Consider the following 25,330-nt stretch of genomic DNA (forward strand, 5'->3'; position numbering starts at 1 on the left):
CGCCGAATGGGGGGTGCGGGGCCGCCAGAACTGCCAAGAACGACCATCGGATGATGCGCGGCCCGCTCATCATCCTCAAGCAACGGACACTTCTGAAAAGCCGCTGTCGAACCCGCACCAGAACGCCCGACTCTTCCGAAAAGCCACTTCCGGACCCGCACCACTACCGTACTACTAGTAGGTCACGGCAAGGGGTCCGATCTTCGAAAACCCACTGATTTGGGTAGATCCGAATCTGTCGATCTAGTCCTTTCCGTCACTGGATGACGTTGGTCCTGGTGCGATCGATATGCTGCGGCGATGAGGCGCACTTCCTTCCGATCGCTGGCCGGTCTCAGCGCCGTGGCCGCGACGTTGTTCCTGGGGGCTTGTAGCGGCCCGACTCCAGATGAGAAGCCGCCATCGACATCGGAAGCGCCCGTCATCACCGGCGAACCGGCGGGATCAAATGATGAAGATACTGCTTTTGCGGACAGCATTATCGCCAATCATCAGCAGGCTATTCAGGTTTCAGGACTGGTAGCTGACCGCTCGACCAACTCGGACCTCATCGAATTTGCGGCAGACATCGCATCGTCACGGCGGCCTGACATCGAGCTGATGAAAGCACTACTCGTCCAATGGAACGCGGATTCCACCACGCCGCCCGATCCTGGCAGCCCTGGCCCGACTGCTCCGGGTGCTATCGACGAAGCGGCTTTGGCCCGGCTGCAAGGATCGAGCGGCCGGGACTTTGACGTTCTGTGGCTTCAGTCGATGATTGCCCACGGCCAGAGGGCCATTCAGATTGCCAACGCCGAGATTGCCAACGGGGTAAACGTCGATGCCGTCGGGTTTGCGAAGCAGATCGTTGGAAAACGGCAGGCGGAGATCGACCGGATGCAACAGATGCTCGCGGGTGGAGGATAGGGAGCTAGCGGAGGAAACTCGCTACCATATCGTTGCGGCACGCAACTGGTCCGCGAGATTGTTCAGCGACTCAAGGTCTGCTCTTACCGCGACCTGAACCTCTGAGGTGCGGGAGACGCGCTCGCCGCTGAAGCCATCCAAGGCGGCAAGACCGGGACGATGAAGTGTCGGAGCCGTCGCCGGACTTCGTCTTCGGACCAATCGATCTCCTCCAGCGGCGATGTACGTCTGCTTGACCAATTTGTCGATCTCGATGTCGGTACGCAACCTCACTGGTCACAACATCGTCGTGGTTCACATAGGCCACCTGGTGGCCTATGGCCGTACGTGGTCTCGCGTCGCGGAGGGATCGCCCAATCGTCGCGAGAGTTCTGTCCCGAGAAATCGATATATGATTAACTGTCTTGATGAAGTATCGGTGGTGCGTGAGTGCGTGGGGTGTGGGGCGCGTTCAGCAAAGCGGGCACCCACCGTCGCGTCATGTGACAGCAACGAGGTGCGCGTGCCGCTGAGCAAGGGTTTCAGTTGGAAGGGCGCCCCGACCTGCATATCACCTGGTTGGTCGGTTCCCGGTCACCGCCGGGATTGACGGCCCCACCTGCAGTGATGTCTGCGCCACCGTCGCATCCGGTAAGGCGCGGTCGCCGAGTATGACTCGGCGACGAAACGTACATCGGGCAGGACAGAAGGTCCACGCCCAACCAATGTGGCCCACGACGCAAAGGAACAAACATGGCAGACGACAGTGATGCCACCGGGACAGTGAATGGGTCCGTCGACGTCGTTGTCGACGAGCTTGTTGTCGACATCGATGCCGCTGCCGACAGCGACGAAGGAGGCGAAGTCGACATCATTGCTGGCGCCTCAGCGGACGCCAAGCGGTCGGCTTCACCCCTACGACTCGCACTCATTGCCGGGCTGATCGGCGTTGTGGTGCTGGGGGGCTTGGTCGGCTGGCTGGGATTCCGCACCTACCAATCTCAGCACGCAGAGAAGGAGCGGCAGCTATTCCTGCAGGTCGCCAGACAAGGCGCGCTGAACTTGACAACCATCGACTACCAGAACGCCGACTCCGACGTTCAACGCATACTCGACTTGGCCACGGGCCAGTTCCACGATGACTTCTCCCAGCGTGCGCAGCCGTTTGTCGATGTTGTGAAGAAGGCGCAGTCGAAGTCGGTGGGTACCGTCACTGATTCGGGTCTGGAATCTGTGACGGATGGTGAGGCCCAGGCGATCGTTGCGGTGACTGTCAGAACGTCCAATGCCGGCGCACCCGAGCAGCAGCCCCGATCGTGGCGGATGCGCTTCACCATGCAGAAGGTCGGTCAGGACGTGAAGGTTTCGAATGTGGGGTTTGTAGCGTGATCAAACTGAAGACGAGGCGTGCCGACGTGGACGCTATTGATGAGGATGCCGCTGAGGCCGTCGTTGACGGTGACGCCGCTGAACTGATCGCCGACGACATCGCGGACGTGAATGGCGAGCAGGACGAAGTACTGCCCACGGCAGAAGCCGGTAGCGGTGTCGGCGATGGTGACAGTGCGGCCTCAGAGTCGGAGACTTCGAGTGCGCGGCGCGGAACTAACTGGACACGCGTGTTCGCGTACGGAGTGCTGCCGGGTCTGGTATTGGTGCTCGTCCTAGTCGCGGGAATGCTGAAATGGCAAGATGGATCCATACGTGCCGCCGAGGCTGCGGCTGTCGAATCCGTTGAGGTGGCAAAGGATTCGACTGTCGCTCTGCTGTCGTACAAGCCGGAAAGCGTTGACCGCGACCTTACCGCTGCGCGGGATCTGCTAACCGGCAGTTTCCGTGACTCTTACACTCAATTGACCGATGACGTGGTGATTCCGGGCTCGAAGCAGAAGCAGATCACCGCTGTTGCAACGGTTCCTGCGGCAGCATCGGTGTCGGCGACACCGAAGCATGCGGTCGTGGTCGTATTCGTCAATCAGACCACGACGATTGGGCAGGACCGGCCGACGGACTCCACGTCGAGCGTGCGGGTCACTCTCGACAAGGTCGGGGAGCGCTGGCTCGTCTCAGGGTTCGATCCGATCTGATCCGGACCATTCCTGGATCAACTGATCGACGGTGGTCAGCCGGCCGAGGACGGCAATGGTGTTGTCCAGCACCTGCTGTGCGTAGCTGGCGGGCGTACCGCCGACCGCGTCGCGTGGGACCACGAGGTGAAACCCGGCCTGGGTCGCGTCTCCGGCTGTGTGCGTGATCGCCAGGTTCAGGGAGACTCCGGTAAGCACGATGGTCGTCACACCAAGGCCCTTCAGCACGGGCAGCAGCTCCGAGCCCGACGTCGGGAACAACCCGTGGTGCCGTGGCAGCACCAAGTCAGTAGGGGCCAACAGTTCGGAAACCACCGACGTGACGGAGGCCCCTGGCTTCCAGTCGGCTGTGGCGGGTCCCAAAGCGCGCCACAGCCGTGCGGTTCCGGTCGGTCGGCCACCCAGGTTTCCCTCAAAAGTGGCATGTACCACCCGCACGCCGAATTCGCGTGCGCTGTCGAGCAATCGACGTATGTTTCCCACCAGGTCCGTGGAGTCGGTGGCCAGCGCGGGCAACACCGAATCGGGGCCGAGCACACCGTTCTGGCATTCCACACAAACGACGGCGACGCTACTGGGATCGAAGAGAGGTGTAGACATCACTCAAACCTAGTTGAGTTGTGGGCCAAATGCCATCGCAATCTCACGAAATATGTTATCTCGTAGAACATTTCGATCAAAACGCTGAAACCGTTGATAGGGGAGTGTCATGCAGATTCGTGAGCACGCCGCATCCGGCAAACCAGCCGTGATCCTCGTCGGCAAGGTGACCTCGTTCGCCGAGTTGGAGGAGCGCACCAATCGCCTGGCATACTTCTGGCGTGCACTACAAGTGCCCGCGGTCGCTCTCGTTCGAAGACCAACTGCCGCGCACGGACACCGGCAAGCTCTACAAGCAGCGACTCGTCGACAAGTATTCACCTACGGTGTGCTAGTCAGCCCAGGCGCAATGGCAAACTGCGGATCCCAAAGGTATTCGCGGGGAACACTATCTGCGGTTCGTAGCCGGGCTCGAGAGAGAATTCGGGGATTCGCCGTAGCCACTCTCCGACGATGAGCGTCAGCTCCATCCGGGCCAGGTGCGAACCGAGGCAGCGATGCGGGCCTCCACCGAAGCCCCAGTGGCGGTGCACCTTTCCATCCATGACGACATCATTGGTCGAGATCGCGTCGCTGTCGTCGCGGTTGATCGCACCGATGCACAGCCGCACCCGGGTGTCGGGAGGCAGAGTGATGTCCCCGATGGTGACCTCCGCGGTCGTTACTCGTGGCAGCATTGGCGCCGGCGGCTCCAATCGGACGATCTCCTCGACAAATACGCCCATCTGGTCGGGATCCTCGCGGAGCGTGGTCCGCAGTTCCGGATTGCGGGCTAGTTCGAGTAGAGCGGCGGTCATCGCGGCAGTGACGGTGTCAAGGCCGGCGAGGACGAAAAGGTAACTCAGGCCGATGGCCTCGGCGTCGTCGAGAGCATCCTCGCCGGTGATCACCTGGGAAAGGATGTCGCGTCCAGGGTTCGCACGCCGTTCGTTGATCGCCTCGGTGAGGTAGGCGAAGAGTTCGAGGGCAGGGGTCAGGTCGGCCCCCTCGAGCGTCGGTGAATCCGCTAGCGCGATAACCGAGTCTTTCCAGGCGATGAGTCGGTCGCGGTCTTTCAGAGGCAGGCCGAATAACGTGAGGAACACCTGCGAGGGATAGGGGATTGCGATGTCGGCCACGACTTCGCAATTGCCCTTCGTGACCACGTCGTCGATGATGTCGGCCGCCTGCTTCTGCAGCGAGGGCAACATCTCGGCTAGGGTGTGCGGGCTGAAGAACGGTTGCAGCATCTTCCGGAACCGGGTGTGCTCTGGCGGGTCGAACGAGATCGGCACCAGAGGTAGTGGGCTGCCTAGGACATCGAAAGCCTTCTTCGATGAGAACAGTTCCGGTTTCCGCAACGCGGCCAGCACGTCGTCGCGGTGGCTCAAGTAGAACCAGCCGTCGACGAAGACCACCCGACCGGTGTCGCGCAGGGTCTTCCACCCGGCGTGGCGGTCGACTGCCATCGGCAGGCCGGCGTAGGAGAGTTGTGGTGCTCCAAGGGTTTCCACGTGTTCTCCTCTGGGCTAAAACGCCGACCGATGCAGGCCGCCGTCGACTTCGATCCAGCTACCGGTGAGGTATCCGGCAGGTTCCGAGCACAGATAGGCGATGAGCGAGGCGATCTCGTGTGGTTTGCTCATGCGGGCGGCAGGCACGCGGGCCTGGTTCAACATGAAGTCGCGCCGCTGCTCCTCGGAGCTTGTGCCGAGGTGGCGCTGCAGATAGTCGATCGCGTTCTGCGTCTCGATCCACCCCGGCGCGACGGTGTTGACCGTGATGCCGTACTGGGCATATTCGTCAGACACGGTTTTGAGCAAGCCGATGGTAGACGGGCGACTGGTGTTCGCCACCACATGGTGAATGTTCCCGGCGGGTTCCTTCGCGGTGGCCGAGCCGATGTGCACGAATCGGCCCCAGCCGGCGTCTTTCATCGCCGGCAGGACTGCCTGCAGCAGCAGGATCTGGCTCATCGTGTGCGACTCGAACGACTCGCGGTACACGTTGACGTCGGTGATGTCGGCGAAGTCGCCGGGCCGCTGGTACTTGGCCTGGCCGACGACGATGAGCGGCGATCCGTGTCCAGCTGTCACCTCATGGACGGCGTCGGTGAGTTCCTGCGGGTTGCTCACTTCGGCAGGGACGCCGATCGCGGTGCCACCCTCGCTGCGGACCGCCTCCACCGCAGCGTCGACGTCGGTCTTGGTTCGGGCCATCACGGCCACCCTGGCACCCTCTGCGGCAAGCAGTTTGGCGACTTCAAGGCCGATTCCCTTGCTGCCGCCGACGATCAGTGCCGACCGGCCTTCGATTCCGTAGTGCATGGGCGCTAGCGCCGTACGTCCATGCCGGCATCGACCTTCAGCAGGCTGCCGGTAAACGACCGGCCCGCGTCACTGAGCAGGAACAGGATGGCGTTGGAGACATCGCGGGGCTCGATCAATGGCAAGTCCGGCAGTGCGGTCTGCACGGCGTTGACCATGCTCGGATTCGCTTCGATCACCTTGAACAGCGCCGGGTTCTCGGTGATCATCGGCGTCGCGCAGTTGGTCGGTGCCACCGCGTTGACGCGGATCCGGTCGGGGGCGAGCATGGCCGCATAGGCCCGAACCAGGCCGACGATGGCGACCTTGGACATCAGGTAGGCGTCGCTACCGCCGCGGCCGTCGGTGAGATCCAGTAACGCAATCATGGAGCTGGTGGCGATCAGGTGGCCGCCCTGACCGCGTTCCTTGATGTGGGGGATGGCGACTTGAAAGGCGTTCCACACGCCGACGAGCATGATGTCGAGGCCGAGTCGCAGTGCCTCGGAGGCATCACGCTCATCCTCATTGGTCAGGACGGCGCCAGCGTTGGCGAGCACGGTATCGATGTGACCGAACTGCTCCACGCCTGCGTCGAAGGCGTCCTGCAATGCGGCCTTGTCGCGGACGTCAGCCTTGCGGGTCAGCATCTGTCGGCCGGTCTTCTCGACCAGGCGCGCCGTCTCTTCCAGCTCCTCGGCGGTGCCCAGCGGATACGGGACGACGTCGAGGTTCTCGCAGATGTCGATGCCGACGATATCTGCGCCCTGTTCGGCACACATCACCGCGTGCGAACGGCCCTGTCCTCGAGCTGCGCCGGTGATGAAGACGACCCGTCCGTCCAGTGAACCCATTCTGTATTCCTCCGGTGGTAGAGCGAGGCGGCCACCATGGTTCGGCGGCGCTGGGGCGCAGTGCATGTGAGATGCGCCACTGGCGTGAATGCTACGCAGAGAGGTTGGAAACATACAACTATTTCGCTACTTTGGGTGAAAATGGGTTCACTAAGATCTGGAAGGGATTCCTAATGCTCGACAAGCTCAATGGCGGTCCGCGGCCACCCGATGGCGATTGGTTGGGTACCCCTTTCCTGACGTTCAAAAGGGAAGGCCCGTTTGCGATCTGCACGTTGGATCGTCCGCAGGCGCGCAACGCGATGACACCCGCCATGTACTTCGGCATCCGGTACGCCATCAACCACGTGAATACCGATCCGGACCTGGCCGGCCTGCTCATCACCGGCACCGGAGATGTCTTCGCGCCGGGCGGCGATCTCGGCCAGGCTGCCGAAGACAACTGGATGGATTTCGCGTCGACCATGGGTATGGATGTCACGCCCTTCGATGTGCTGCGCCAGTCGCCCAAGCCGGTGGTATCGGCGGTCAACGGGCTCTGTCAGGGAGGCGGCCTGCAGATCGCGATGTGCAGCGATCTTGCCGTCGTCAGCGACCGGGCGACCTTCCGGGTGCCCGAGCTGTTCCGTGGTATCGCTGACACCTACTACAGCCAGGTGCTCGCGCGACTGATCGGCCCGGTCCGCACCAAGGACCTGATGTTCACCGGGCGAACACTCACTGCGGAAGAGGCGCTCGACTGGGGCATGGTGGCCAGAGTGGTTCCCCATGACGAACTATTGGATGTCGCGAAAGATCTTCTTGCACAATGCTGCCGGACCGCCCCTGGAGCCCGGGGCGTGATCAAAGCCAGCTTGGACAACTACCTGGGCCTATACGACCGGATTGGTATGCAGACAAGTTTGTTCGGTCCCGAGGCGCGGGAAGGTTTCCGCGCGTTCAAGCAGAAGAACTCGCCGGCCTGGGTGCACCCCGAGTTGCAGGTCGATGGCCGGCTTTAGCCCATGGCCACGGTCTGGCGCGGTGAGGGGTGCGCCAGACCGTGGCCGTCGGGGCTACTTTGGGGTGAAGCGCTGTGCGCCGTCGAGGCGCATCACCTCGCCGTTGACATAGCCGTTGCTCAGTAGGAATGCCGCAGCGTCCGCGTATTCATCGGGTTCGCCCAGACGCTTCGGGAACGGGATATTGGCCGCGAACTTGGCGATGGCCTCTTCGCCGACCGATTCCATGATCGGCGTCTTCATGGTGCCAGGCGCGATCGTGTTGACCCGAATGCCTGCCGAACTGAGGTCACGAGCGGCCGCGATGGTCAATCCGATGACACCCGCTTTTGCTGCGGCATAGGCTGTCTGGCCGATCTGACCCTCGTAGCCCGCGATGGACGCAGTCATCACGATGGCACCCCGTTCCCCATCCTCGCGGGGTTCTCTGGCGGCCACCGTTGCCGCGACCAGCCTGGTCAGGTTGTAGGTACCGGTGAGGTAGAGGTCGATGGTCTTGGTGAAGCCGCCCAGGTCGGCCGGGCTGCCGTCGCGCTGCACAATACGTTGGGCTACACCGAAACCACCGTGCGCCACCACGGCGTAGCGAAGCTCGCCCAGTTGGTTGGCCTGTTCGATGGCACCGAGGATGCTTTCGTCACTCGTCACGTCGGTGCTGACGAAGAGCGCCCGACTGCCCAACTCATCAGCCAGTGCCTTGCCCTTGTCGGCGGCGAGATCGGCGATCACCACGCCGAGTCCGTCGGCGTGGAGTCGGCGCACCGTGGCTTCGCCCAGGCCTCCCGCGCCTCCGCTGACAATCGCCGATGCGCCTTCGAATTTCTTAACCGTCACCGGTACTCCTTCTCTCCTGTTGTTTTCATTGGGTTTTCGGTTGCGTCATGTCGCCGCGACCAGGTCCCACGGATCCTCGGTACTGAGGCCAAGCCGGCCCAGCTTGCACGCGTACTGCCTAGTGGTGCCGTAATCTTCGGCCCAGCTCTGAGCGCGCAAAGTGAAGAGCCACAGGGGATGCTCGCGGGTAACGCCGATCGCGCCGTGCAGTTGGTGCGCGACGGTGGTGACCGGACCGACAGCACGTCCGACTGTCACTTTGGCGACCGTGACGGCATAGTCGGTGGCGGGAGAATCGAAGCCATGCTCGACGGCCGTGGTGACAGCCAGTTCTGCAGCCGCACGGGCGGTTTCGATCTCCCCGGCCATCCCGGCCAATGATTGCTGCACGGCCTGGAAAGCGCTGAGCGGGCGGCCGAATTGGACACGCTCGCGCGTGTGGTCCACCGACAGTGCGGCGGCAGCGTCCAGCGCCCCGACGATCTGCACGCAACGTGACCATGCACCACGCCGCACCAGTTCCTCACCCAGCTCCGGGTCTACAACAGCTAACTGATCGGCGGGCAGATCGAACGTGATCGAATCGCGGGGTTCGCCAGCGAGGTTGTGATCTTCGCGCAGGCTGCGGGGCGGCACCTCAACCAGGCCCACCCGCAGTCCGTCCGGAACGCGCACCGCCAGGAGCACCGTTGCGCAGGATCGTGCCCACGGCACCGACCGTGCCGTCCCGGTGACCCGGCGGCCGTTGGTGTCTGCGTCGGTAATGGCGACCGTCATCGGGCCCTCTGGCAATTCGATGCCGGCACGGAGGCCCAACCACCCTGCCAACAGGTCGGTTTCGGCCAGCGGCACTGACCCGGCATGACGGGCCAGGCCATAGAGCGAGATAGCAAGCTCTCGCGGACCGGCGCCATTATCGGGGGTGCTCGTCAGACGGGCCAGTCCGGCGTCTTCCAGGATGCGCCACAGGTCGGCGTCAAACCGATCGGGTAGGGCTCGGTGACCTAGCCGAGCGTCGAAGGCAAGCCGACCCAGATCGTCGACGAGCCGGCGAAGCTCGGCATCATCGTCATTGCGGTCACCGGAGCCGAACACTCCTCCTGCGAGTGCAGTCACCTCAACCCCATTCCGCGGGCGATCACGCCGCGCAGAACCTCGTTGGTACCGCCACGCAACGTGAACATGGGCTTGTGCATCCAGGCCGTTCTCAGCATGGTCTCCACTTCCGGAGTCGGGGGCAATGCCTCGAGCAGGTCGTCGATCAACCCGACGGACGCGGCTTCGAAGCTGGTGCCGAGGTCTTTCACCAACGCCGCCTGGTTCGCCGCGTCGCCGCCGTTGCTGAGCGTGCGGGCCACCGACAAAGACAGCTGTCGCAACGAGATCAACCGGGCCAGCAAGTCACCCACCGCGGTAGCCGTGCGGTCATCGACTGCCTGCCCGGACCCCAGCGCGCGGATTGCGGCGAACAGCAATGGGCCGGTGGAAAGGATGCGTTCAGGCCCGCTGCGTTCGAACGACAACTCCGACGTGACCTGGTGCCAACCGTTTCCGACCTCGCCGAGCACGTCGTCGTCGGGAACGAACACCTGGTCGAAGATCACCTCGTTGAAATGGTGTGCACCGGACATCAAGGCGATCGGTTCGACGCGGACGCCCTTCGCCGCGCACGGCACCAGGAACTGGCTGAACCCGGCGTGACGGTGCTCGGGGTCGGCGGGGCTGGTCCGGGCCAGCACCACCACCTGGTGTGCATGGTGGGCGCCGCTGGTCCACACCTTGGTGCCGGACAGCAGCCAACCCCCGTCGGTGCGGGTGGCTTTGCTGGTGACTGCGGCCAAGTCGGATCCCGCGCCGTGTTCGCTCATGCCGATCGACGAATACAGCTCTCCGGCAGCGATCTTGGGCAACAGGCGCTGACGCTGGTCCTCGGTGCCGTAGGTCAACAAACTCGGCGCAACCTGGCGGTCAGCGGTCCAGTGCGCTGCCACCGGTGCCCCCGCCGCGATCAGTTCCTCGGCCACCACGTAGCGGTGCAGGTGGCCGAGCTCATGACCGCCGTAGCGGCGCGGGATGGTCAGGCCGACGAAGCCGGCAGCGCCCAATCGTGCTGAAAATCCTTCATCCCAGCCGCCCAGCCACGAGTCGACGGCTGGCTGCCAGCCGAACTCTGCGTGGTCGGCTCGCAGGAAATCGCGCACGGCGGAACGAAGTTTGGCCAGCTCGGGCGCATCGTCGGCACTCACCGGGCGGCCGTCAGATAAAAGTTGGGCGTCAGGTCCTGCTCGTGGGCGGCCAGTCGGTAGTCCGACAGGTCGTCGCGGCCCTCGTCGCGAAGGATCTCCTCGTCGGTGTAGAAGTGTCCGCTGCACGTAGAGGCCGGACGGGTAACCAGCGCGTGCACCGCGTCGGCCATGATCTGCGGGCTCCGAGCCTGGGCGCGCACCTCCGCTTCGCCCATCGCAACCATCATTCCGGTGCTGGCGATCGTGGTGGCCGGCCATACCGAGTTGACCGCGATCGGCACGGAGGCGAATTCGTCGGCCCAGCCGAGTGTAAGCAAGCTTTCGGCGTACTTGCCGACGGTGTGCCCGACATGGGCGCCCACCCACCGGGGTTCGAGGCTCAGCGGCGGAGAAACGTTGACCACGTGAGCATTTGCCGATTTCCGCAGGTGCGGCAGGGCTGCCTGAACCACCGCGAAGGGACCTTCGACATTGATTTCCAGCAGCCTGCGCAAGTTCTTCGGGGGCAGAGTCTCGGTCGGTCGCAGATCCAGCGCGCCGGCATTGTTGATCACGACGTCGATGCCGCCGAACGCGTCGGCGACCGCCGCGACGGCCGATGCCACCGCGGCGGCATCACGGACATCGCACGCCACCGGAAGCGCCCGCCCGCCGGCGCGCTGCACCGCCTCCGCGGTCTCGGCCAGCGTGCCCGCGATTTTCGGACTGGGCGTCTCGGTCTTGGCCAGCAGTGCCACCGCCGCACCGTCCTGGGCCGCGCGTACCGCAATGGCAGCGCCGATACCGCGGCTGGCGCCGGTCACCACGACGACACGATCCTTCAGAGTGTTAGGAGCAGGAATGCTCACAGTCCAGTTGTCCTTCCGCCGTCGCTCGGCTGTACCCTTGAATGCTATAACTATATAGCTCATTAGTTGGCTGCTGTAGTGCGGCCACCGACCAAAGTGAGGCGCTATGACTCAGGTCGCCGCGATCGGCACCTACCTGCCGCCATGGACCGTGCGCGAACGCCGCGTGAAAGGGCCCGACGAGGACGCGCTGACCATGGCGGTCGCCGCCGGTCGTGCCGCCGACCTCGATGCCACCGCACGCCGGGTGGTGCTGGTGTCACGCGACTTTCCGCTGTTGGAAGGGGGTAACGGTGGTGTCCTGCTGGCAGGGCTGTCGCTGGCCGCCGATGTGCCGGTCAGCGAAGTGCTCGGCGGTGCACCAGCCGTGCTCGACCAACTCCTCGGGGCGATCGAGGGCACCCTGGTCATCGCCGCGGACGATGCATCGGTAGCCGGGGCGGCCGCGGTCCTGACCGGCGCCGAAGGCGCCACCCTGGCGCCGGTCGCCCGGCAGATCCGCAGCCTGCCGACCACCACCCGGGGTGAGGACGGCACGCGTCATCACTACGGGGACCCGCGGTTGGATCGTGAGGTCGGGGTCAAGTCGACCGTTGCGCGATTGAGGCTGGACAACTCCCGGAGGGTTGCGGCCGTCGTCGGCGTGAAGGCCAGAGAGCTCGGCGGCGACGTCGATGCCAGGGGTGCGATCGAAGACCCGATCTCGTCGGCCTCCGGAGTCATCCGCGCACTGGCCAATCTCATCGAGAAAGGTCAGACGAGCGGTCTGTTGCTGGCGGTCGAGCAGTCCAGCGTGACGGCGGCCGAAGTCATCACGTCAGCCAAAGCCCCGACGATCACACGTGACGAGGCCCCGTCGCGGGAGCTGCCCACATTCCGTACCGCCGAAGGCAACGGCATCCCGATCTCGCTGCCTGCCTATGCGCGCGCGTTCGAACCTAAACTGCGGTGGGAAGCGGCAGTATTCGACGAGCAGCCCGGCATCGACGTGGCTCCGCAGTTCCCGCCGCGCGCCCGGGTTAGCGACGACGGTGGCTTGGTCACCGACTACCGGTTGGAACCATTGCCGCGTACGGGGACCGTCTACACCCAGACCACCATTCGGATCCCGGTGCCGGACCTGCCCAGCCCGTATTCGATCGCCGTCGTCCAACTCGACGGCAGTTCCGTCCGGGTGCTGATGAAGGTCACCGGCGTCCCCGCGGGTGAGGCTGCCATCGGTCAGGCGGGATCGGTGGTTCTTCGCAAGATCGCCGACCGCGCCGGCGTTCCCGACTATGGCTATGCGTTTTGGCCCACAAGTACGGAAGGAGCCCACGCATGAGGAATGTCGCGATCATCGGCGCGGGGATGACCCCGTTCGCCGAGCATTTCGACCTCGGCATCAAAGACCTGATCCCGATGGCGTACGCCGAGGCAGTCGCCCACGTCGACAAGGGCATCAAGAAATCAGACATCCAGGCCGCCTGGTTCGGCGAGCTGTCCACCACCGACGGCTTCCCGTCGGGCATCCTGGCCGACACCCTGGACCTCACCGACATCCCGGTCACCCGCGTCGAAAATGCCTGCGCCACCGGTAATGACGCGATCCGCAACGGGGCCTTGGCTATCGCTTCAGGGCTCTACGACGTGGTGCTCGTGGTCGGTGCGGACAAGGTACGTGAGACCTCGTCGAGCACTACGTTCTGGGATTGGGCGGCGATGACCCGCGATAACGCCTGGGACTATCCGCTGGGGCTTGTTGCACCCGCGAACTTCGCGCTGCACGTCGTCCGCTACCTGCACGAGTCGCCGGCAACCAAGGAACACATGGCGATGGTGGCGGTCAAGAACCACTTCCACGCGCTGAAGAACCCGAAAGCCCAACTGCGTTACGAGATCACCGTCGAGCAGGCCTTGGCTGCGCCGATCGTAGTGGAACCCTTCGGGCTGTATGACTGCACCCCTCAGAGCGACGGCGCGGCTGCCGTAATCCTTGCCGCCGAGGAGGTCGTGGATCGCTACACCGACCGGCCGGTCTGGGTGCGTGGTGTCGGTTTGGGTATGGACCGGGTGATGCACCAGCACAAGGGCGATATGACGAGTTTCCCGCCGACAGTACGGGCGGCGAAAGCGGCGATGGCGATGGCCGGCGTGACTCCGCGTGATATCGACGTCGCCGAGGTCCATGACTGCTTCACCGGGGTCGAGCTGATCAGTTACGAGGATCTAGGGTTCGCCGAGCGATTCGAGGCCTACAAGCTGGTCGAGGGCCGCGAGCACTACGTTGGCGGATCGATCCCGATCAATCCGAGCGGGGGACTGAAGGCTAAGGGCCACCCGCCAGGCGCAACCGGTGTCGCGCAATGCTACGAACTGTTCAACCAGCTGCGTGGTGAGGCCGAGAATCAGGTTGACGGTGCGCGAGTCGCGTTGGCCCACAACATCGGCGGCCCGACCGCGGTCTCCGCGGTCACCATCCTTTCCAACAAGAAGAACTGACGGGACATCACATGACGACATCCGAGATCGCGACCCTGGCCGGCTACGAGCAGTTCGCCCCGTGGCTGCTGGTGGAAAAGCGCGGCAACGTGCACGTGGTGAGCATCAACCGTCCCGAAGCGTTGAACGCGGTCACCGAGGAGGTGCACCACGCGTTCGCCACCATCTGGAAGGTGCTGGACGCCGACGACGATGTGAAGGCCGTCGTCACCACCGGGGTTGGCAAGGCCTTCTCGGCCGGTGGTGACATGGTGATGTTCGGTCGTCTGATCGAGGATGAGGCGGCGCGGGCATTCCAGATCCATGAAGCGCGCACGGTCTTTCTCGAGGTGATCAACTTCCCCAAACCGCTGGTATCCGCGGTCAACGGGCCCGCGGTGGGACTCGGGTGCTCAATCGCCCTGCTGTCCGATTTGCTGGTGATGGGGGAGAACAGCTACCTGGCCGACCCGCATGTCGCGGTCGGGCTGACCGCCGGTGACGGCGGTGCGGCGATGCTGCCCCTACTGATCGGCATGATGAAAGCCAAAGAGTATGTGCTGCTGGGGGATCGCATCACCGCCCCGATCGCCGAGAAACTCAACCTGGTCACCAAGGTGGTCGGCGACGATGCGGTACTCGACGAGGCACTTGCGCTGGGTGAGCGGTTGGCCGCGCTGCCGCCACAGGCTCTGCGATCGTCGAAGGTGGCGCTCAATATGCATCTGTCCCGCGCTGCGCACGGTGTGCTGGAGTACGCGCTCGCCGAAGAACTGACATCATTCTCAACCCCGGAGTTCAAGGAACGCGTCGCGGCGTTCCGGGCCCGCGCCAAGAAGTAACGATTTTGGGGCGCAGGCTTTTGTCCTGCGCCCCAAAATCGCAGGTCAGCGATAGGCGGTCACCCGCGCGGTGATCGCCACTTTGCCGTCGTCACCGATGGCCTGCGCGTCGCCGACGCCAGTGTTGCGGCCCACCCGCAGCGAGGTACCCACGTAGCGGGAGTCCGCACCGGCGAAGAACGGCCGCAGGAAGTTCACCCGTAACGAGCCCGTCCGCAGCGCGTCGTCGGTCCCGTTGATCGCCGCTGACGCGGCGAGTTCGAGACCGGTGGAAGCCACACCGCCGTGCACGATGCCGATGTCATTGTTGAGGTTGGGATCTGGGCGCTGGGCCAGTACCACGCCGTCGGTGTCGCGGCGAGGCGCTACCGCCATCAGATCCGCCAGGGTGGTCTGCGCTGTCCGCCGCAATGTTTCCGGTGGTCGCTTGGTGAGGACACCATCGGCTGGGATGAAAAACGACCGCACCGTTCCACCGCCGATCACGGCACCCCGATAGGTCAGGGTGCAGATCGACAGCGAAGTCGCTCCTATTGGACCCAGCGTGCGTGCGCTCGCGATGACGGGGCCGTTGAGATGCCTGGTGTCATCGGTGCTGAGTTCCACCGACAGCTCGGAGGACACCGTCCATTGCTCTACCGGCCTGCGGTAGTGGTTGACGATCCCGCCCGCCGCATCGATGAGGATGGCCAACGGTCCGATGGTCGGCGCGCCGGTGACCGGATTGCAGAAGCGCTCCATCGGCATCGAGTACACGGCGGTACCTTCGTCCGGTCGCGATTCGAGGTACTCGATCCCGAACCGAACCTGAATTGAATCCGGCGTCTCCAGGTCATACTCGATTACCCGGTCGTCGACACCCGTCATTCGAGAAGGTCGACGACAGTGGACAATTCAGATCCGGACAGGACGAACTCCTCTGCCTTCTGAAGATGCTTCTTCCAGAGTGCGCCGGCCTTTTCCGCATCACCGGCCTTGATCATGTCCAGCACCATCCGATGTGTCTTGGCCGACCGGCGGACCGCCTGCTCGGCGCGGTCACCCCTGGTGGGCTGCAATGAGCGGTTGGCCTTCTCGATGATGTGGTGCAGCATGTCACTGACGATCTGCAGCGTGGCGTTTCCGGACAGGCGAGAAATCGCGGCGTGGAAGTCGGTGAGCTGGTCGACGGCCTCGTTGCCGGGTGTCAGCTGCGATTCACGCTCGACGATCTGCTCCAGTTCTGCGATCACCTTTGGATCCCGGTCCTTGGCCAACTGCTCGACCATCGGAACCTCCAGGGTCACGCGGGCCTCGTAAACATCCTTGACGGTGACGCTTTCGTACTCGAGGATCAGACCGGCGTAGCGTGCGAGTGTCTCGCGCTGGGGACGGGTGACGCGGGCGCCGCCCCGCACTCCGCGTTGAACTTGGATCAGCGACTCGGACTCCAGCACACGGAACGCTTCTCGCAGGGTTGGCCTCGATACCCCGAAGCGCTCCATCAGTTCGGATTCCGGGGGCAGCATGGTGCCTTCGGTGATCTCACCCCGGATGAACATCCGGCGCAGCACCGTGGCCACCCGATCCGCCATCTTCGGCTCCCGAAGACTGGTGACCTCCATGACAACCTCCACCGCTTGTGCAATCTACAAAATCATTAACTGTATTGCAGGTTAACCGAATCCCTGGTTCGATCTGGGTATTGGCGCCCCGCCAGTGACTAAAGTCATCTGTCAGTAACCCATCGCCCGACCCATGAGGTCTTTCATGATCTCGGTAGTGCCGGCGTACAGCCGCTGTACCCGTGAATCGCGCCAGAGTCTGGCAACCTCGTACTCATTGATGTAGCCGTATCCGCCGTACAGCTGTAGGCAGCGGTCGATGATCTCCCACTGGACCTCGGAGGTCCACCACTTCAGGCCTGCAGCGTCCTGGTCGGTCAGGGTGCCGTCGTTGACGGACAGCACGCACTGATCGAGGTAGGTCTGAGCGGCGTCGAGTTTGGTCTGCATCTCGGCCAGGAAGTGCCGGTTGACCTGGAACTTGCCGATCGGCTGGCCGAATGCGGTTCGTTCCAGCGCGTAGGCCTTGGTCAGATCGAGTGCGCGGCGGGCGGCGGGCAGGGCGTAACAGGCCACGCCGACACGCTCGCTGGGCAGGTTGGACACCAGATGGTAGAAGCCGCGGTTGAGTTCGCCGACCAGGTTCTCTTTGGGCACCTTGACGTCCTCGAAGAACAGTTCGGCGGTGTCGGCGGAGTATTGGCCGATCTTGTCGAGTTTGCGACCCCGGGTGAACCCCTCCATGCCGTCCTCGATCATCAGCAGGCTGATGCCCTTGTGCCGCGCCGAGGGGTCGGTCTTCACTGCGGTCAGCACGAGTTTGGAGAGCAGGCCGTTGCTGATGAAGGTCTTCTGGCCGTTGACCACCCAATGGTCGCCTTCGTCGCGGGCGGTCGTCTTGATGCCTGCCAGATCCGATCCGGCCGCAGGCTCGGACATCGCGATCGAGCCGATCAGTTCGCCCTTGACGAAGCCGGGCAGCCAGCGCTGTTTCTGTTCCTCGGTGGTGAGGTGGTTGAGGTACGGCATCAGTATGTCGTTCTGCACGCCCAGACCGATACCGACCGATCCGGTACCGAACATCTCCTCGGAGATGATCTGGTTGAACCGGAAGTCCTTGACACCCAGTCCTCCGTACTTCTCGTCGAACTCCCAGCCGATCAGGCCGTGTTCGCCCGCCGCGAGCCACGCTTCACGGCTGACCTTGCCGTCCTTCTCCCATTTCTCGACGTTCGGCACACATTCGCGCTCGAAGAATTCCCGGGCGGTGGCTCGGAAGTCGTCGTGGATCTCATCAAAGATGTTGCGGCGCATAAAAATCCCTCTACTCAGCCCACGTGACGACCGCGGGGAGTGCCTGGCCCGGGGTGTAGGTTTCGAAGAGCCGCTCGCCGAGGAGCGACTCCAGTTGATCGTGCGAACCGCACAGCGCATCCAGCTGGAATCCGCGGGTGACGTAGCGGTGCAGATCGTGTTCGGCGGTCAGGCCGATCGCGCCGCACACCTGCAGTGCTACGTCGCTGACCGCGCGGTGCGCCCGCCCGGCTGCGGACTTGGTGGTGATAGCCGACAGCTGGCCGCCGTAGCGCCACGACTCGCCGAGAAGAGCCCGCGCGCCGGCCAGCGCCGCCGACGCATCCGCGAGCGCGTGCCGGGGCGACTGGAACGATCCGATCGGTCCGCCGAACTGCACACGCACGCTGACGTGCTCGACGGCGATCCGCAACGCCTGCTCGGCCAGCGCTACCAGTTCGGTGGCCAAAGCCCGCTGTGCTGCGGCGATCGCCTGGTTCCACTCGGTGGACGCCTCGACGAGGGGAGTGTCCAGTGGACCGGTTACCTGTGTCCAGCAGACCGATGCATCGAAGGTGTCCAGGCGTTCGCCGTGTAATCCAGAGGCGTCGACCACGCAGATCGACACCGAACCCATCGGTCCTGGTACAGGGACTACCAACCGGCCCTCCAGCGGGCCGAGTGCGATACCCGAGATGTGGTGTTCATCGGAGCCAGGGAGGTGCCCAGGCGTCAGGTCGGGCAGCAGGACACGGTCGGCAGGTCCGTCGAGCAGTCCGGCCAATTCCGCCAACATGACGCGGTCCAGGCAGTCGGTGAGTGCCAGCGAGCGGCCCTGGGCGCGGAACAGTAGTTCGCAGGCCTCGACCGGATACTCGGCCTCGATGTCCGACCAGCCCAGGTCGGCGAGCCGCGGGCCGATCGTCACATGCTCGGGGGTGCCCTTGCCGGCCAGCTCGTCGAAGAGCCGGAATACCGCCTCCTCGACCATCGGCCACGATTCGTCGGTCATTTGCCCCTCTCCTTCGGGAGGCCGAGGAGGTGGTCGGCGATGATGCCGCGCTGCACTTCAGCGGTACCGCCCATCACCGTGGCGGCGCGCGAATACCACCACTCGGCACGCGCGGTGTTCAGCACGGCCCCGCCGGCCCCGACCCCGGCTATCAGGTGATCCCTGGTGATCTCGAGGACGAGATCGTTGACGTCTCTTTCGGCGCGGCCGAACAACAACTTGTCGATACTGCTGTCGGCGCCGACCGCCTCACCCGCGGCGAGCCGACGCACGGTGGTGGCGGTGCGGGCCTGAGCGGCCGCGACGTCGACGTACACCCGGGCGAAGCGCTGACGTTGTGCGGCGGTCGAACCCGCGGTGACCATGTCCTCCCGCAGACGGCTCAATTCGGTGAGCACCTTGTTCAGCACGGCGTAGCCGTACATTCCGCGTTCGTACTGCATCAGGTGCATCGCCACGGCCCAGCCACCGTCGATGTCGCCGACCACTCGCTCGCGGTCGACGCGTACATCGTCGAAGAACACCTCGGCCAGTTCCCGGCGTCCGCTGGCCAGCGCGATCGGCCGGATGGTGACACCCGGTGCATCAGCGTCTACCATCATCATGGTCAGTCCGCGGTGGCGGCTCTCGGGCGCACCGGTGCGGACCAGCGCCAACAAGCGCGTCGCCGTCGGCCCTTGACTGGTCCAGATCTTCTGGCCGTTGAGGACGAATCCGCCGGCACCGTCGTAGACCGCGCGGGTACGCAGCGTGGCCAGGTCGCTGCCGGACTCCGGCTCGGAGAAACTCTGCCCCCACCATTCGGCACCACTGAGGTAACCGGGCAGATACTGGGCGCCCAGGTGGGGTGCGAATTTCAGCAGGGCCGGGCCGAGCGTCTCCAACGTCCAATGCTGGGCCGGGATCGGCAGCATCGCGTAGCCGAGTTCCTCGTAGTAGACCGCGCGGTGAATTTCGTTGCCGCCCAGCCCTCCTGCGGACTCAGGCCATCCGTACCGGTTCCAGCCGTCGGAGTACAACCGGGCCATTACGGTGGCATCGTGGGCCAGGCCGTCCTCGGCGCTGGTGAAGGCGGCCGAGCGCCATTGATCGGCCACGTCCAGCTCACGCAGGTAGCGCCGGAAGTCCTGGCGAAACACGGCGATTTGGGCGACATACTCGTCGTGACGGCGGCCGGTCACGGCGCTGTCGGCAGGGGCGGTCAACCGGATCCCCCTTCGTTGGGTCGAGGATCCGTCGAGAAAGCCGAATCCGCTAAACAGTTATCTATAAAGGGCTACAATAGCGCAAGCCAACACTTCTTGGAGAGGGACTGCCAATGACGGCTTCACCGACCGCCGCCGCCACCGTCAACTGCAACTTCAACCCCGAGGCTCGACTGCTGATCAACGGTGAACTGCGTGAGGCGGCGACTGGTCAGACAGCCGACAACCTCAATCCCGCGACCGAGGAGGTGCTCGGTGTCACTGCCGATGCGGGTGCTGAGGATATGGACGAGGCGATCGCCGCTGCCCGTCACGCCTTCGACACCACCGACTGGTCGACCAACCGGGCGTTGCGTCAGCGTTGCCTGATCCAGTTACACGAGGCGCTGCAGGAGGAAAAGGAAGATATCCGCGCCGAGCTGATCGCCGAGGTCGGTGCGACGGTGGGGATGACCTATATCGCGCAGCTGGAATGGCCGCTGGCTGATGCCATCCGGTACCCCGCAGAGCTGATCTCCTCCTTCCAGTGGGAAAGGATGCTCGCCCAGGATGCCAAGATGGGCGTGCCTTATAACCGGGTCGTGGTGAAGGAGCCCATGGGTGTGGTCGGGGCCATCACGCCGTGGAACTTCCCGTTCGAGATCATCAGTAACAAGATCGGCCAGGTCCTGGCCACTGGTAACACCATGGTGCTGAAGCCGGCGATCGAGACCCCGTGGAGCGCGCTGCGCTGGGGTCGGATCATCGCCGAAAAGACCGACATTCCAGCCGGAGTCGTCAACATCGTGACGACGTCGGACAATGGCATTGCCCAGCGCTTGGTTACCGATCCGCGGGTTGACATGATTTCCTTCACCGGTTCGACGGCGGTCGGCCAGCTGATCCAGCGGCTGTCCGGGGACACCATGAAGCGCAACATGCTCGAGCTCGGCGGCAAATCGGCCTATCTCATACTTGACGACGCCGACTTGAATATGGCGCTGCCGGGTTGTATCGGCGCGCTGATGCATTCCGGGCAGGGCTGTGCGCTGGCAACTCGAATGCTGGTGCCGCGCAGTCACTATGACCAGGCCGTCGAGGTTGCGACCGCGACATTCGGCGCTCTTGCCGTAGGTGACCCGGCCGACCCGAACACCTTCTGCGGTCCGCTGGTGTCGGCGAAGCAGCGCGACAGGGTCCTGAACTACGTCGAGATTGCGAAGGCCGAAGGGGGGCGGGTCACCGTCGGCGGCGGTGTGCCCGAGGGCTTGGCTCGTGGCTTCTTCGTGGCGCCGACGGTTGTCGCCGACGTCGCACCGGATCACACCATCTTCCAGGAGGAGGTCTTTGGCCCGGTGCTGTCGATCACCCCGTACGACGGCGGCGACGACGGTGCCGTCGAGATGGCGAACAACTCGAAATATGGTCTGGCTGGCGGGATCATGGGCTCCAACGAGCGCGCCATGGCCGTCGCTCGTCGCATCCGGACCGGCTCGCTGATGATCAACAGCGGCATGTACTACGGCGCCGATGCGCCGTTCGGCGGATACAAGATGAGCGGTATCGGCAGGCAGAACGGCATCGAGGGCTTCGAGCAGCATCTGCAGACCAAGACCATCGGATACCCGCTGAGCTGAATTTCTGGCAACTGTGTACTGAGATGTACTGCTCTGAATCTTATTCTTGGCCAGTCCACTTCTCTGTTTTGTGGGGAGATAGTGCGATACTATTCTGACAGTTATGTTCATAAACTGAAGGGTGACTGTCGGTGGATCTGAACGTCCGGGACAAGGCATATGTCATCGTCGGTGGTACCGCGGGTATGGGTTTGGCTGGAGCCAAGGTATTGGCGGCCGACGGGGCTGCCGTCGCAGTGATCGGTCGGGATGAAGTGCGGGCCAAATCGGCCATTGACGCTGTCACCGAGGCCGGAGCGTCGGCGGTGTACAGCGTGACGGCCGATCTCAGTCAGCCGGGCGTGGCTGTCGATGCCGTGACCGAGGCGGTGAAACTGTTGGGTCGCCTTGATGGCATCGCGGTCACGATGGGTACCGCGGGAATGATGGCCATCGATTCCTCCGACGACGCATGGGATGCGGCCTTCCGCGATGTGCTGCTCGCGACGACGCGGAGCGTCCAGGCGGCAATACCGCATCTGGTCAAGACGAGAGGGGCGGTCGTCACCACATCCGCGTATTCGTCGCGCGCGCCGCATGAGCCCCGGCTGCCATACGCCAGTCTGAAGGCCGCTGTCGCTACATTCACCCGCGGAATCGCGCGTACCTACGGTAAGGACGGTGTCCGGGCCAACTCCATTGCACCCGGAGCGGTGGAAACCGATGCGTTGCACGCTATTCGCGGATACATCGCGGAGAACAAGGGCTACCCGTACGACGAGGCTCTGGAGCGGGCCCTAGTCGAAGACTTCGGATTCGACGCGGCGCTGGCCCGGCCCGGCCAACCCGATGAGATCGGCGCGCTCATCGCGTTCCTCTTATCGGATCGGTGCGGATTCGTGACCGGCCAGACCATCTATGCAGACGGAGGAGCACCGTAGCCATGGCAGATCGTGCAGAGGTCGAGCGGGAGTTTCGTCACTACTATCTCACCGGTCCGGTGCTGGAGGACTGGGTCGGGTGGGCCAACCTGTTCACTGATGATGCCCCGTACTTCGACCACTTCTACGGAACCTTCATCGGCCCCAACGAGATTGCGCCGTACCTCGAAGGCACCATGGGTGCTTCGCCCATGGTGTACACCGTCCTGAAGTGGTATGTCATCGACGGTGATCGAGTGGTGTACGAGTGCCTCAACCGGGCCGATAACCCCGAGCCCGGAGCGCCGCCCATCGACTTTCCCTCCTTTCAGGTCGTCGACTACGCCGGCGCGGGCAAGTGGAGTCGCGAGGAGGACATTTGGCTCATGGGTGAGATGAAGGATTTCGCGCGCCGCTACGCCGAAGCCGAGCGCGACTTCCCGCAGACCCTCGAGGACAAACTCAGCCGCGACGACTGGGGCCCCTGGGTCGACTGGGCCCGCCCCGAGCCCGGCCACCGCGCACGACCATCCTGGTACGGAAAGCCCGATTTCACGCCGTTTCGGGGAATCGACGATATCCAATTCGGGATTCGATCCCACTGACCACCATTCCCTGATGCGAAGCGAGAGAGACAATGACAGACATTCTCAACGGAATCCGTGTCGTCGAGTTGGCGGCATGGACGTTCGTCCCGGCCGCCGGCGCGGTACTAGCCGACTGGGGGGCCGACGTCATCAAGGTCGAGCATCCTGAGACCGGAGACCCGCAGCGCGGCTTGATCAGCTCCGGAATCGTCACCGGCGCTGGGGGCGTGAACCACTTCGTCGAACAGCCCAATCGCGGTAAGCGCAGCATCGGCCTGGACACCTCGACCCCCGAGGGTCTGGAGCTGTTGATGAAGCTGATCGAGACTGCCGATGTATTCGTCACGAATCTGCTGCCGGATTCGCGGCAGCGCATGGGCATTGACGTCGACCAGGTCCGGGCGCGCAACCCCAAGATCATCTACGCCCGCGGGCACGGTTACGGCATCCGTGGTGACCTGGCCTCGCAGGGCGGCTTTGATCTCGCGGCGTACTGGGCGCGTGGTGGCATCGCCGATGCCTACTCCGACGGTACCGGCTCATACCCACCGATCCAGCGGCCGGCTTTCGGGGATTCCTATGGTGGGTTGGCGATTGCCGGCGGTATCGCCGCGGCACTGCTGAAACGTGAGCGCACCGGTGAACCGTCGGTGGTCGACGTGTCGCTGCTCAATGCCGCGATCTGGCAGCTCGGACCGGACATCGTCGGGGCGGGCGTCACCGGTCAGGACATCCCAAAGTTCAACCTGGACGAGATGCCCAACCCGGTGGCCAGTATCTACAAGACCCGCGATGACAGGTTCATCGCCTTCGTGCTGCTGCAGTCGGACCGCTTCTGGTCCGACTTCTGCACTCGGCTCGGCAGGGTCGACCTGATAGCCGATGAGCGGTTCGCCAACGCGGCCGCGCGCTTCGGAAACCGGGTCGAGTGCATCGCGGAGTTGCGACGCAGCTTCGAATCCGAGGACCTGGCCCACTGGGAGAAGGCTTTTGCGGGGTTCGACGGTGTCTGGGATGTCATGCACACCGCTCACGAGGTGCACAGCGATCCGCAGGCCATCGCCAACGGGTATCTGCCACGCACCACCGACGCGCAGGGCAACGAGTTCGCGTTGGCCGCCAGCCCGGTGCAGTTCGACGAGGTACCACTGAATCTGACCTGTGCACCCGGACACGGGGAGCACACCGATGCATTGCTGGCCGAACTCGGGTTCGACGAGGACGAGATCATCGACTTCAAGATCAACTCGGTGGTCCTTTAGTGGCGGTCGACGTTCTGGCCCGCCGTTTCCTGCACGTCAACCTGAACTGTGCATCGTTGGACACCACCGAGCGGGTCTACGGCGAGATACTCGGTCTGAACGCGCGGATGCGTACCGATCCCAAGGTTGCCACCGACGGCACGATTCTCGGTCTGGACGGTGAAACCTTCTGTGCCACCTCGTTTCTCTATGACGCGCGAGGTGGGCGCGGCGGCTGCGCGTTGGAGGCCATCGAGTACTTCTCACCGGCGCTGGGTCGGGACTTCAACAACGATCCGGTCCGGCCCGGGATTCGTGCCGCGCAATTCGGTGTTGCGGACCTCGATGGCGTGGCCTCGGCGCTACGTGAAGCCGGGTTGACGGTGGGGGAGCCGGTTGAGGGCTTGCTCGGTGACGGTACGGCGGTGCTCGCGATCGATCCCGACGGCGTCGTGATCGAGTTGACCGAACTGCCTGTCGGCGACGATGCGTCGAAGGGTGGATTGTTCAACGGAATCAGGATCTCGGCGATCGACGCGGCAGCCACCGGCGAGTTCCTCACTGCGATCGGGTTTGAGGAGGTGGATGCGCCGAAGACGGTGCCGGTGACAGGTGCCCAACTGGCTCCTCGCGGAACCGGCGCGATGGACTGTGTGGTCTCCAGTTACGCGCTTGCCGAGGATGGTCATCAGTTCACTCTCGTCGTGGTGCAGCACCCCGCGACCAAGCCGCAGAAGGTGCCGTGGGGCGGCAACCGCCAAGGGCTGTACCGCTGCGCGCTGCGGGTGGAGAACGTCCGCGATGCGCTGGCATCGATACCCGATTCGGTTGAGCGCATGGGTGATCCGGTGTGGTGCCCGCTGCCGGGAACGAAGATCGATGGGTTGCACATCGCGTTTCTTCGGTCGCCAGACGGCGTGGTGTTCGAGTTCGTCGAGCGACCGCTGGCCCACTTCGGCCGCTAGCCACGCGGTCTGCAACGTAGAGA

Annotated in this window: 25 protein-coding genes; 12 read left to right on the forward strand and 13 right to left on the reverse strand. The window is 63.9% G+C overall.

What is annotated here, in order from left to right; translation table 11 throughout:
• Positions 1 to 300: 300 nt before the first annotated feature.
• The 3 genes from AC4LGL_RS05975 to AC4LGL_RS05985 all read left to right on the forward strand — a co-directional run bounded on the left by AC4LGL_RS05975 (position 301) and on the right by AC4LGL_RS05985 (position 2,975).
• Positions 301 to 909 (forward strand): DUF305 domain-containing protein, encoded by a 609-nt coding sequence (locus tag AC4LGL_RS05975; RefSeq protein ID WP_061263191.1) that lies wholly within the window; start codon positions 301 to 303, stop codon positions 907 to 909.
• A 732-nt stretch (positions 910 to 1,641) separates the two neighbouring features.
• Positions 1,642 to 2,277: an Rv1363c family protein gene (locus AC4LGL_RS05980; RefSeq protein WP_061263192.1), complete on the forward strand. Its 636-nt coding sequence runs from the start codon at positions 1,642 to 1,644 to the stop codon at positions 2,275 to 2,277.
• A complete protein-coding gene (locus tag AC4LGL_RS05985; protein WP_174814531.1) occupies positions 2,274 to 2,975 on the forward strand; it encodes an Rv1363c family protein in 702 nt (233 codons plus the stop codon). The genes AC4LGL_RS05980 and AC4LGL_RS05985 overlap by 4 nt, the downstream gene beginning before the upstream one ends.
• Here the strand turns inward: AC4LGL_RS05985 and AC4LGL_RS05990 are convergent.
• The 4 genes from AC4LGL_RS05990 to AC4LGL_RS06005 all read right to left on the reverse strand — a co-directional run bounded on the left by AC4LGL_RS05990 (position 2,955) and on the right by AC4LGL_RS06005 (position 6,714).
• Positions 2,955 to 3,575, reverse strand: coding sequence for a cysteine hydrolase family protein (locus AC4LGL_RS05990; RefSeq protein ID WP_061263193.1), 621 nt, complete (start codon positions 3,573 to 3,575; stop codon positions 2,955 to 2,957). The genes AC4LGL_RS05985 and AC4LGL_RS05990 overlap by 21 nt on opposite strands.
• Before the next feature lie 335 nt (positions 3,576 to 3,910).
• Positions 3,911 to 5,023 carry a cytochrome P450 gene (locus AC4LGL_RS05995; protein WP_077743562.1) on the reverse strand — a complete coding sequence of 371 codons (1,113 nt, stop codon included), beginning with the start codon at positions 5,021 to 5,023 and terminating at the stop codon, positions 3,911 to 3,913.
• 60 nt (positions 5,024 to 5,083) lie between these two features.
• Positions 5,084 to 5,881, reverse strand: a complete 798-nt coding sequence (locus tag AC4LGL_RS06000; protein WP_061263195.1) for an SDR family oxidoreductase — start codon at positions 5,879 to 5,881, stop codon at positions 5,084 to 5,086.
• Positions 5,882 to 5,886: 5 nt separating this feature from the next.
• Positions 5,887 to 6,714, reverse strand: coding sequence for a mycofactocin-coupled SDR family oxidoreductase (locus AC4LGL_RS06005; protein WP_061263196.1), 828 nt, complete (start codon positions 6,712 to 6,714; stop codon positions 5,887 to 5,889).
• A gap of 173 nt (positions 6,715 to 6,887) precedes the next feature.
• Between AC4LGL_RS06005 and AC4LGL_RS06010 the strand changes: the two genes are divergently transcribed.
• Positions 6,888 to 7,715: an enoyl-CoA hydratase/isomerase family protein gene (locus tag AC4LGL_RS06010; RefSeq protein WP_061263197.1), complete on the forward strand. Its 828-nt coding sequence runs from the start codon at positions 6,888 to 6,890 to the stop codon at positions 7,713 to 7,715.
• Positions 7,716 to 7,769: 54 nt separating this feature from the next.
• On the opposite strand, the gene AC4LGL_RS06015 is transcribed toward AC4LGL_RS06010, so the two are convergent.
• Genes AC4LGL_RS06015 through AC4LGL_RS06030 form a run of 4 tightly spaced genes read right to left on the reverse strand, consistent with a single transcriptional unit; the run spans position 7,770 to position 11,643 of the window.
• Positions 7,770 to 8,549, reverse strand: a complete 780-nt coding sequence (locus AC4LGL_RS06015; protein ID WP_491838040.1) for an SDR family oxidoreductase — start codon at positions 8,547 to 8,549, stop codon at positions 7,770 to 7,772.
• Positions 8,550 to 8,594: 45 nt separating this feature from the next.
• On the reverse strand, positions 8,595 to 9,665 hold the full coding sequence (locus tag AC4LGL_RS06020) for an acyl-CoA dehydrogenase family protein (RefSeq protein WP_151247257.1): 1,071 nt from the start codon (positions 9,663 to 9,665) through the stop codon (positions 8,595 to 8,597).
• Positions 9,662 to 10,795 (reverse strand): acyl-CoA dehydrogenase family protein, encoded by a 1,134-nt coding sequence (locus tag AC4LGL_RS06025; protein WP_061263200.1) that lies wholly within the window; start codon positions 10,793 to 10,795, stop codon positions 9,662 to 9,664. The genes AC4LGL_RS06020 and AC4LGL_RS06025 overlap by 4 nt, the downstream gene beginning before the upstream one ends.
• Positions 10,792 to 11,643: an SDR family oxidoreductase gene (locus tag AC4LGL_RS06030; protein ID WP_235680577.1), complete on the reverse strand. Its 852-nt coding sequence runs from the start codon at positions 11,641 to 11,643 to the stop codon at positions 10,792 to 10,794. Before AC4LGL_RS06030 ends, AC4LGL_RS06025 begins: the two co-directional genes overlap by 4 nt.
• Before the next feature lie 106 nt (positions 11,644 to 11,749).
• Between AC4LGL_RS06030 and AC4LGL_RS06035 the strand changes: the two genes are divergently transcribed.
• Genes AC4LGL_RS06035 through AC4LGL_RS06045 form a run of 3 tightly spaced genes read left to right on the forward strand, consistent with a single transcriptional unit; the run spans position 11,750 to position 14,945 of the window.
• Positions 11,750 to 12,967 (forward strand): Zn-ribbon domain-containing OB-fold protein, encoded by a 1,218-nt coding sequence (locus AC4LGL_RS06035; protein ID WP_491838041.1) that lies wholly within the window; start codon positions 11,750 to 11,752, stop codon positions 12,965 to 12,967.
• Positions 12,964 to 14,124, forward strand: a complete 1,161-nt coding sequence (locus tag AC4LGL_RS06040; protein WP_061263202.1) for a thiolase C-terminal domain-containing protein — start codon at positions 12,964 to 12,966, stop codon at positions 14,122 to 14,124. The genes AC4LGL_RS06035 and AC4LGL_RS06040 overlap by 4 nt, the downstream gene beginning before the upstream one ends.
• An 11-nt stretch (positions 14,125 to 14,135) precedes the next feature.
• Positions 14,136 to 14,945 carry an enoyl-CoA hydratase/isomerase family protein gene (locus AC4LGL_RS06045; RefSeq protein ID WP_061263203.1) on the forward strand — a complete coding sequence of 270 codons (810 nt, stop codon included), beginning with the start codon at positions 14,136 to 14,138 and terminating at the stop codon, positions 14,943 to 14,945.
• Between the two features lie 45 nt (positions 14,946 to 14,990).
• Here AC4LGL_RS06045 and AC4LGL_RS06050 read toward each other — a convergent pair whose 3' ends face one another.
• From AC4LGL_RS06050 to AC4LGL_RS06070, 5 genes are all read right to left on the reverse strand, one after another.
• On the reverse strand, positions 14,991 to 15,812 hold the full coding sequence (locus AC4LGL_RS06050) for a PaaI family thioesterase (RefSeq protein ID WP_491838042.1): 822 nt from the start codon (positions 15,810 to 15,812) through the stop codon (positions 14,991 to 14,993).
• Positions 15,809 to 16,549 (reverse strand): FadR/GntR family transcriptional regulator, encoded by a 741-nt coding sequence (locus AC4LGL_RS06055; protein ID WP_061263205.1) that lies wholly within the window; start codon positions 16,547 to 16,549, stop codon positions 15,809 to 15,811. Before AC4LGL_RS06055 ends, AC4LGL_RS06050 begins: the two co-directional genes overlap by 4 nt.
• Positions 16,550 to 16,660: 111 nt before the next feature.
• Positions 16,661 to 17,803, reverse strand: a complete 1,143-nt coding sequence (locus tag AC4LGL_RS06060) for an acyl-CoA dehydrogenase family protein (protein ID WP_061263206.1) — start codon at positions 17,801 to 17,803, stop codon at positions 16,661 to 16,663.
• A 10-nt stretch (positions 17,804 to 17,813) separates the two neighbouring features.
• On the reverse strand, positions 17,814 to 18,794 hold the full coding sequence (locus tag AC4LGL_RS06065) for an acyl-CoA dehydrogenase family protein (protein ID WP_491838043.1): 981 nt from the start codon (positions 18,792 to 18,794) through the stop codon (positions 17,814 to 17,816).
• Entirely contained in the window at positions 18,791 to 19,999 is a 1,209-nt protein-coding gene (locus tag AC4LGL_RS06070) for an acyl-CoA dehydrogenase family protein (protein WP_491838044.1), read from the reverse strand. The genes AC4LGL_RS06065 and AC4LGL_RS06070 overlap by 4 nt, the downstream gene beginning before the upstream one ends.
• Before the next feature lie 113 nt (positions 20,000 to 20,112).
• Here AC4LGL_RS06070 and AC4LGL_RS06075 point away from each other — a divergent pair, with 113 nt between their 5' ends.
• The 5 genes from AC4LGL_RS06075 (at position 20,113) to AC4LGL_RS06095 (ending at position 25,307) form a co-directional block, all read left to right on the forward strand.
• Entirely contained in the window at positions 20,113 to 21,615 is a 1,503-nt protein-coding gene (locus AC4LGL_RS06075) for an aldehyde dehydrogenase family protein (RefSeq protein WP_491838045.1), read from the forward strand.
• A gap of 185 nt (positions 21,616 to 21,800) precedes the next feature.
• Complete coding sequence (locus AC4LGL_RS06080) at positions 21,801 to 22,535, forward strand: SDR family NAD(P)-dependent oxidoreductase (RefSeq protein WP_491839284.1); 735 nt, start codon at positions 21,801 to 21,803, stop codon at positions 22,533 to 22,535.
• Positions 22,536 to 22,537: 2 nt separating this feature from the next.
• Positions 22,538 to 23,119 carry a nuclear transport factor 2 family protein gene (locus tag AC4LGL_RS06085; RefSeq protein WP_061263210.1) on the forward strand — a complete coding sequence of 194 codons (582 nt, stop codon included), beginning with the start codon at positions 22,538 to 22,540 and terminating at the stop codon, positions 23,117 to 23,119.
• A gap of 32 nt (positions 23,120 to 23,151) precedes the next feature.
• Entirely contained in the window at positions 23,152 to 24,363 is a 1,212-nt protein-coding gene (locus tag AC4LGL_RS06090; RefSeq protein ID WP_491838046.1) for a CaiB/BaiF CoA transferase family protein, read from the forward strand.
• The gene (locus AC4LGL_RS06095) at positions 24,363 to 25,307 is read left to right on the forward strand and encodes a VOC family protein (protein WP_061263212.1); all 945 of its coding nucleotides are present in this window, start codon (positions 24,363 to 24,365) and stop codon (positions 25,305 to 25,307) included. Before AC4LGL_RS06090 ends, AC4LGL_RS06095 begins: the two co-directional genes overlap by 1 nt.
• Positions 25,308 to 25,330 lie beyond the last annotated feature (23 nt).

This window comes from Mycolicibacterium arcueilense (assembly GCF_058536225.1).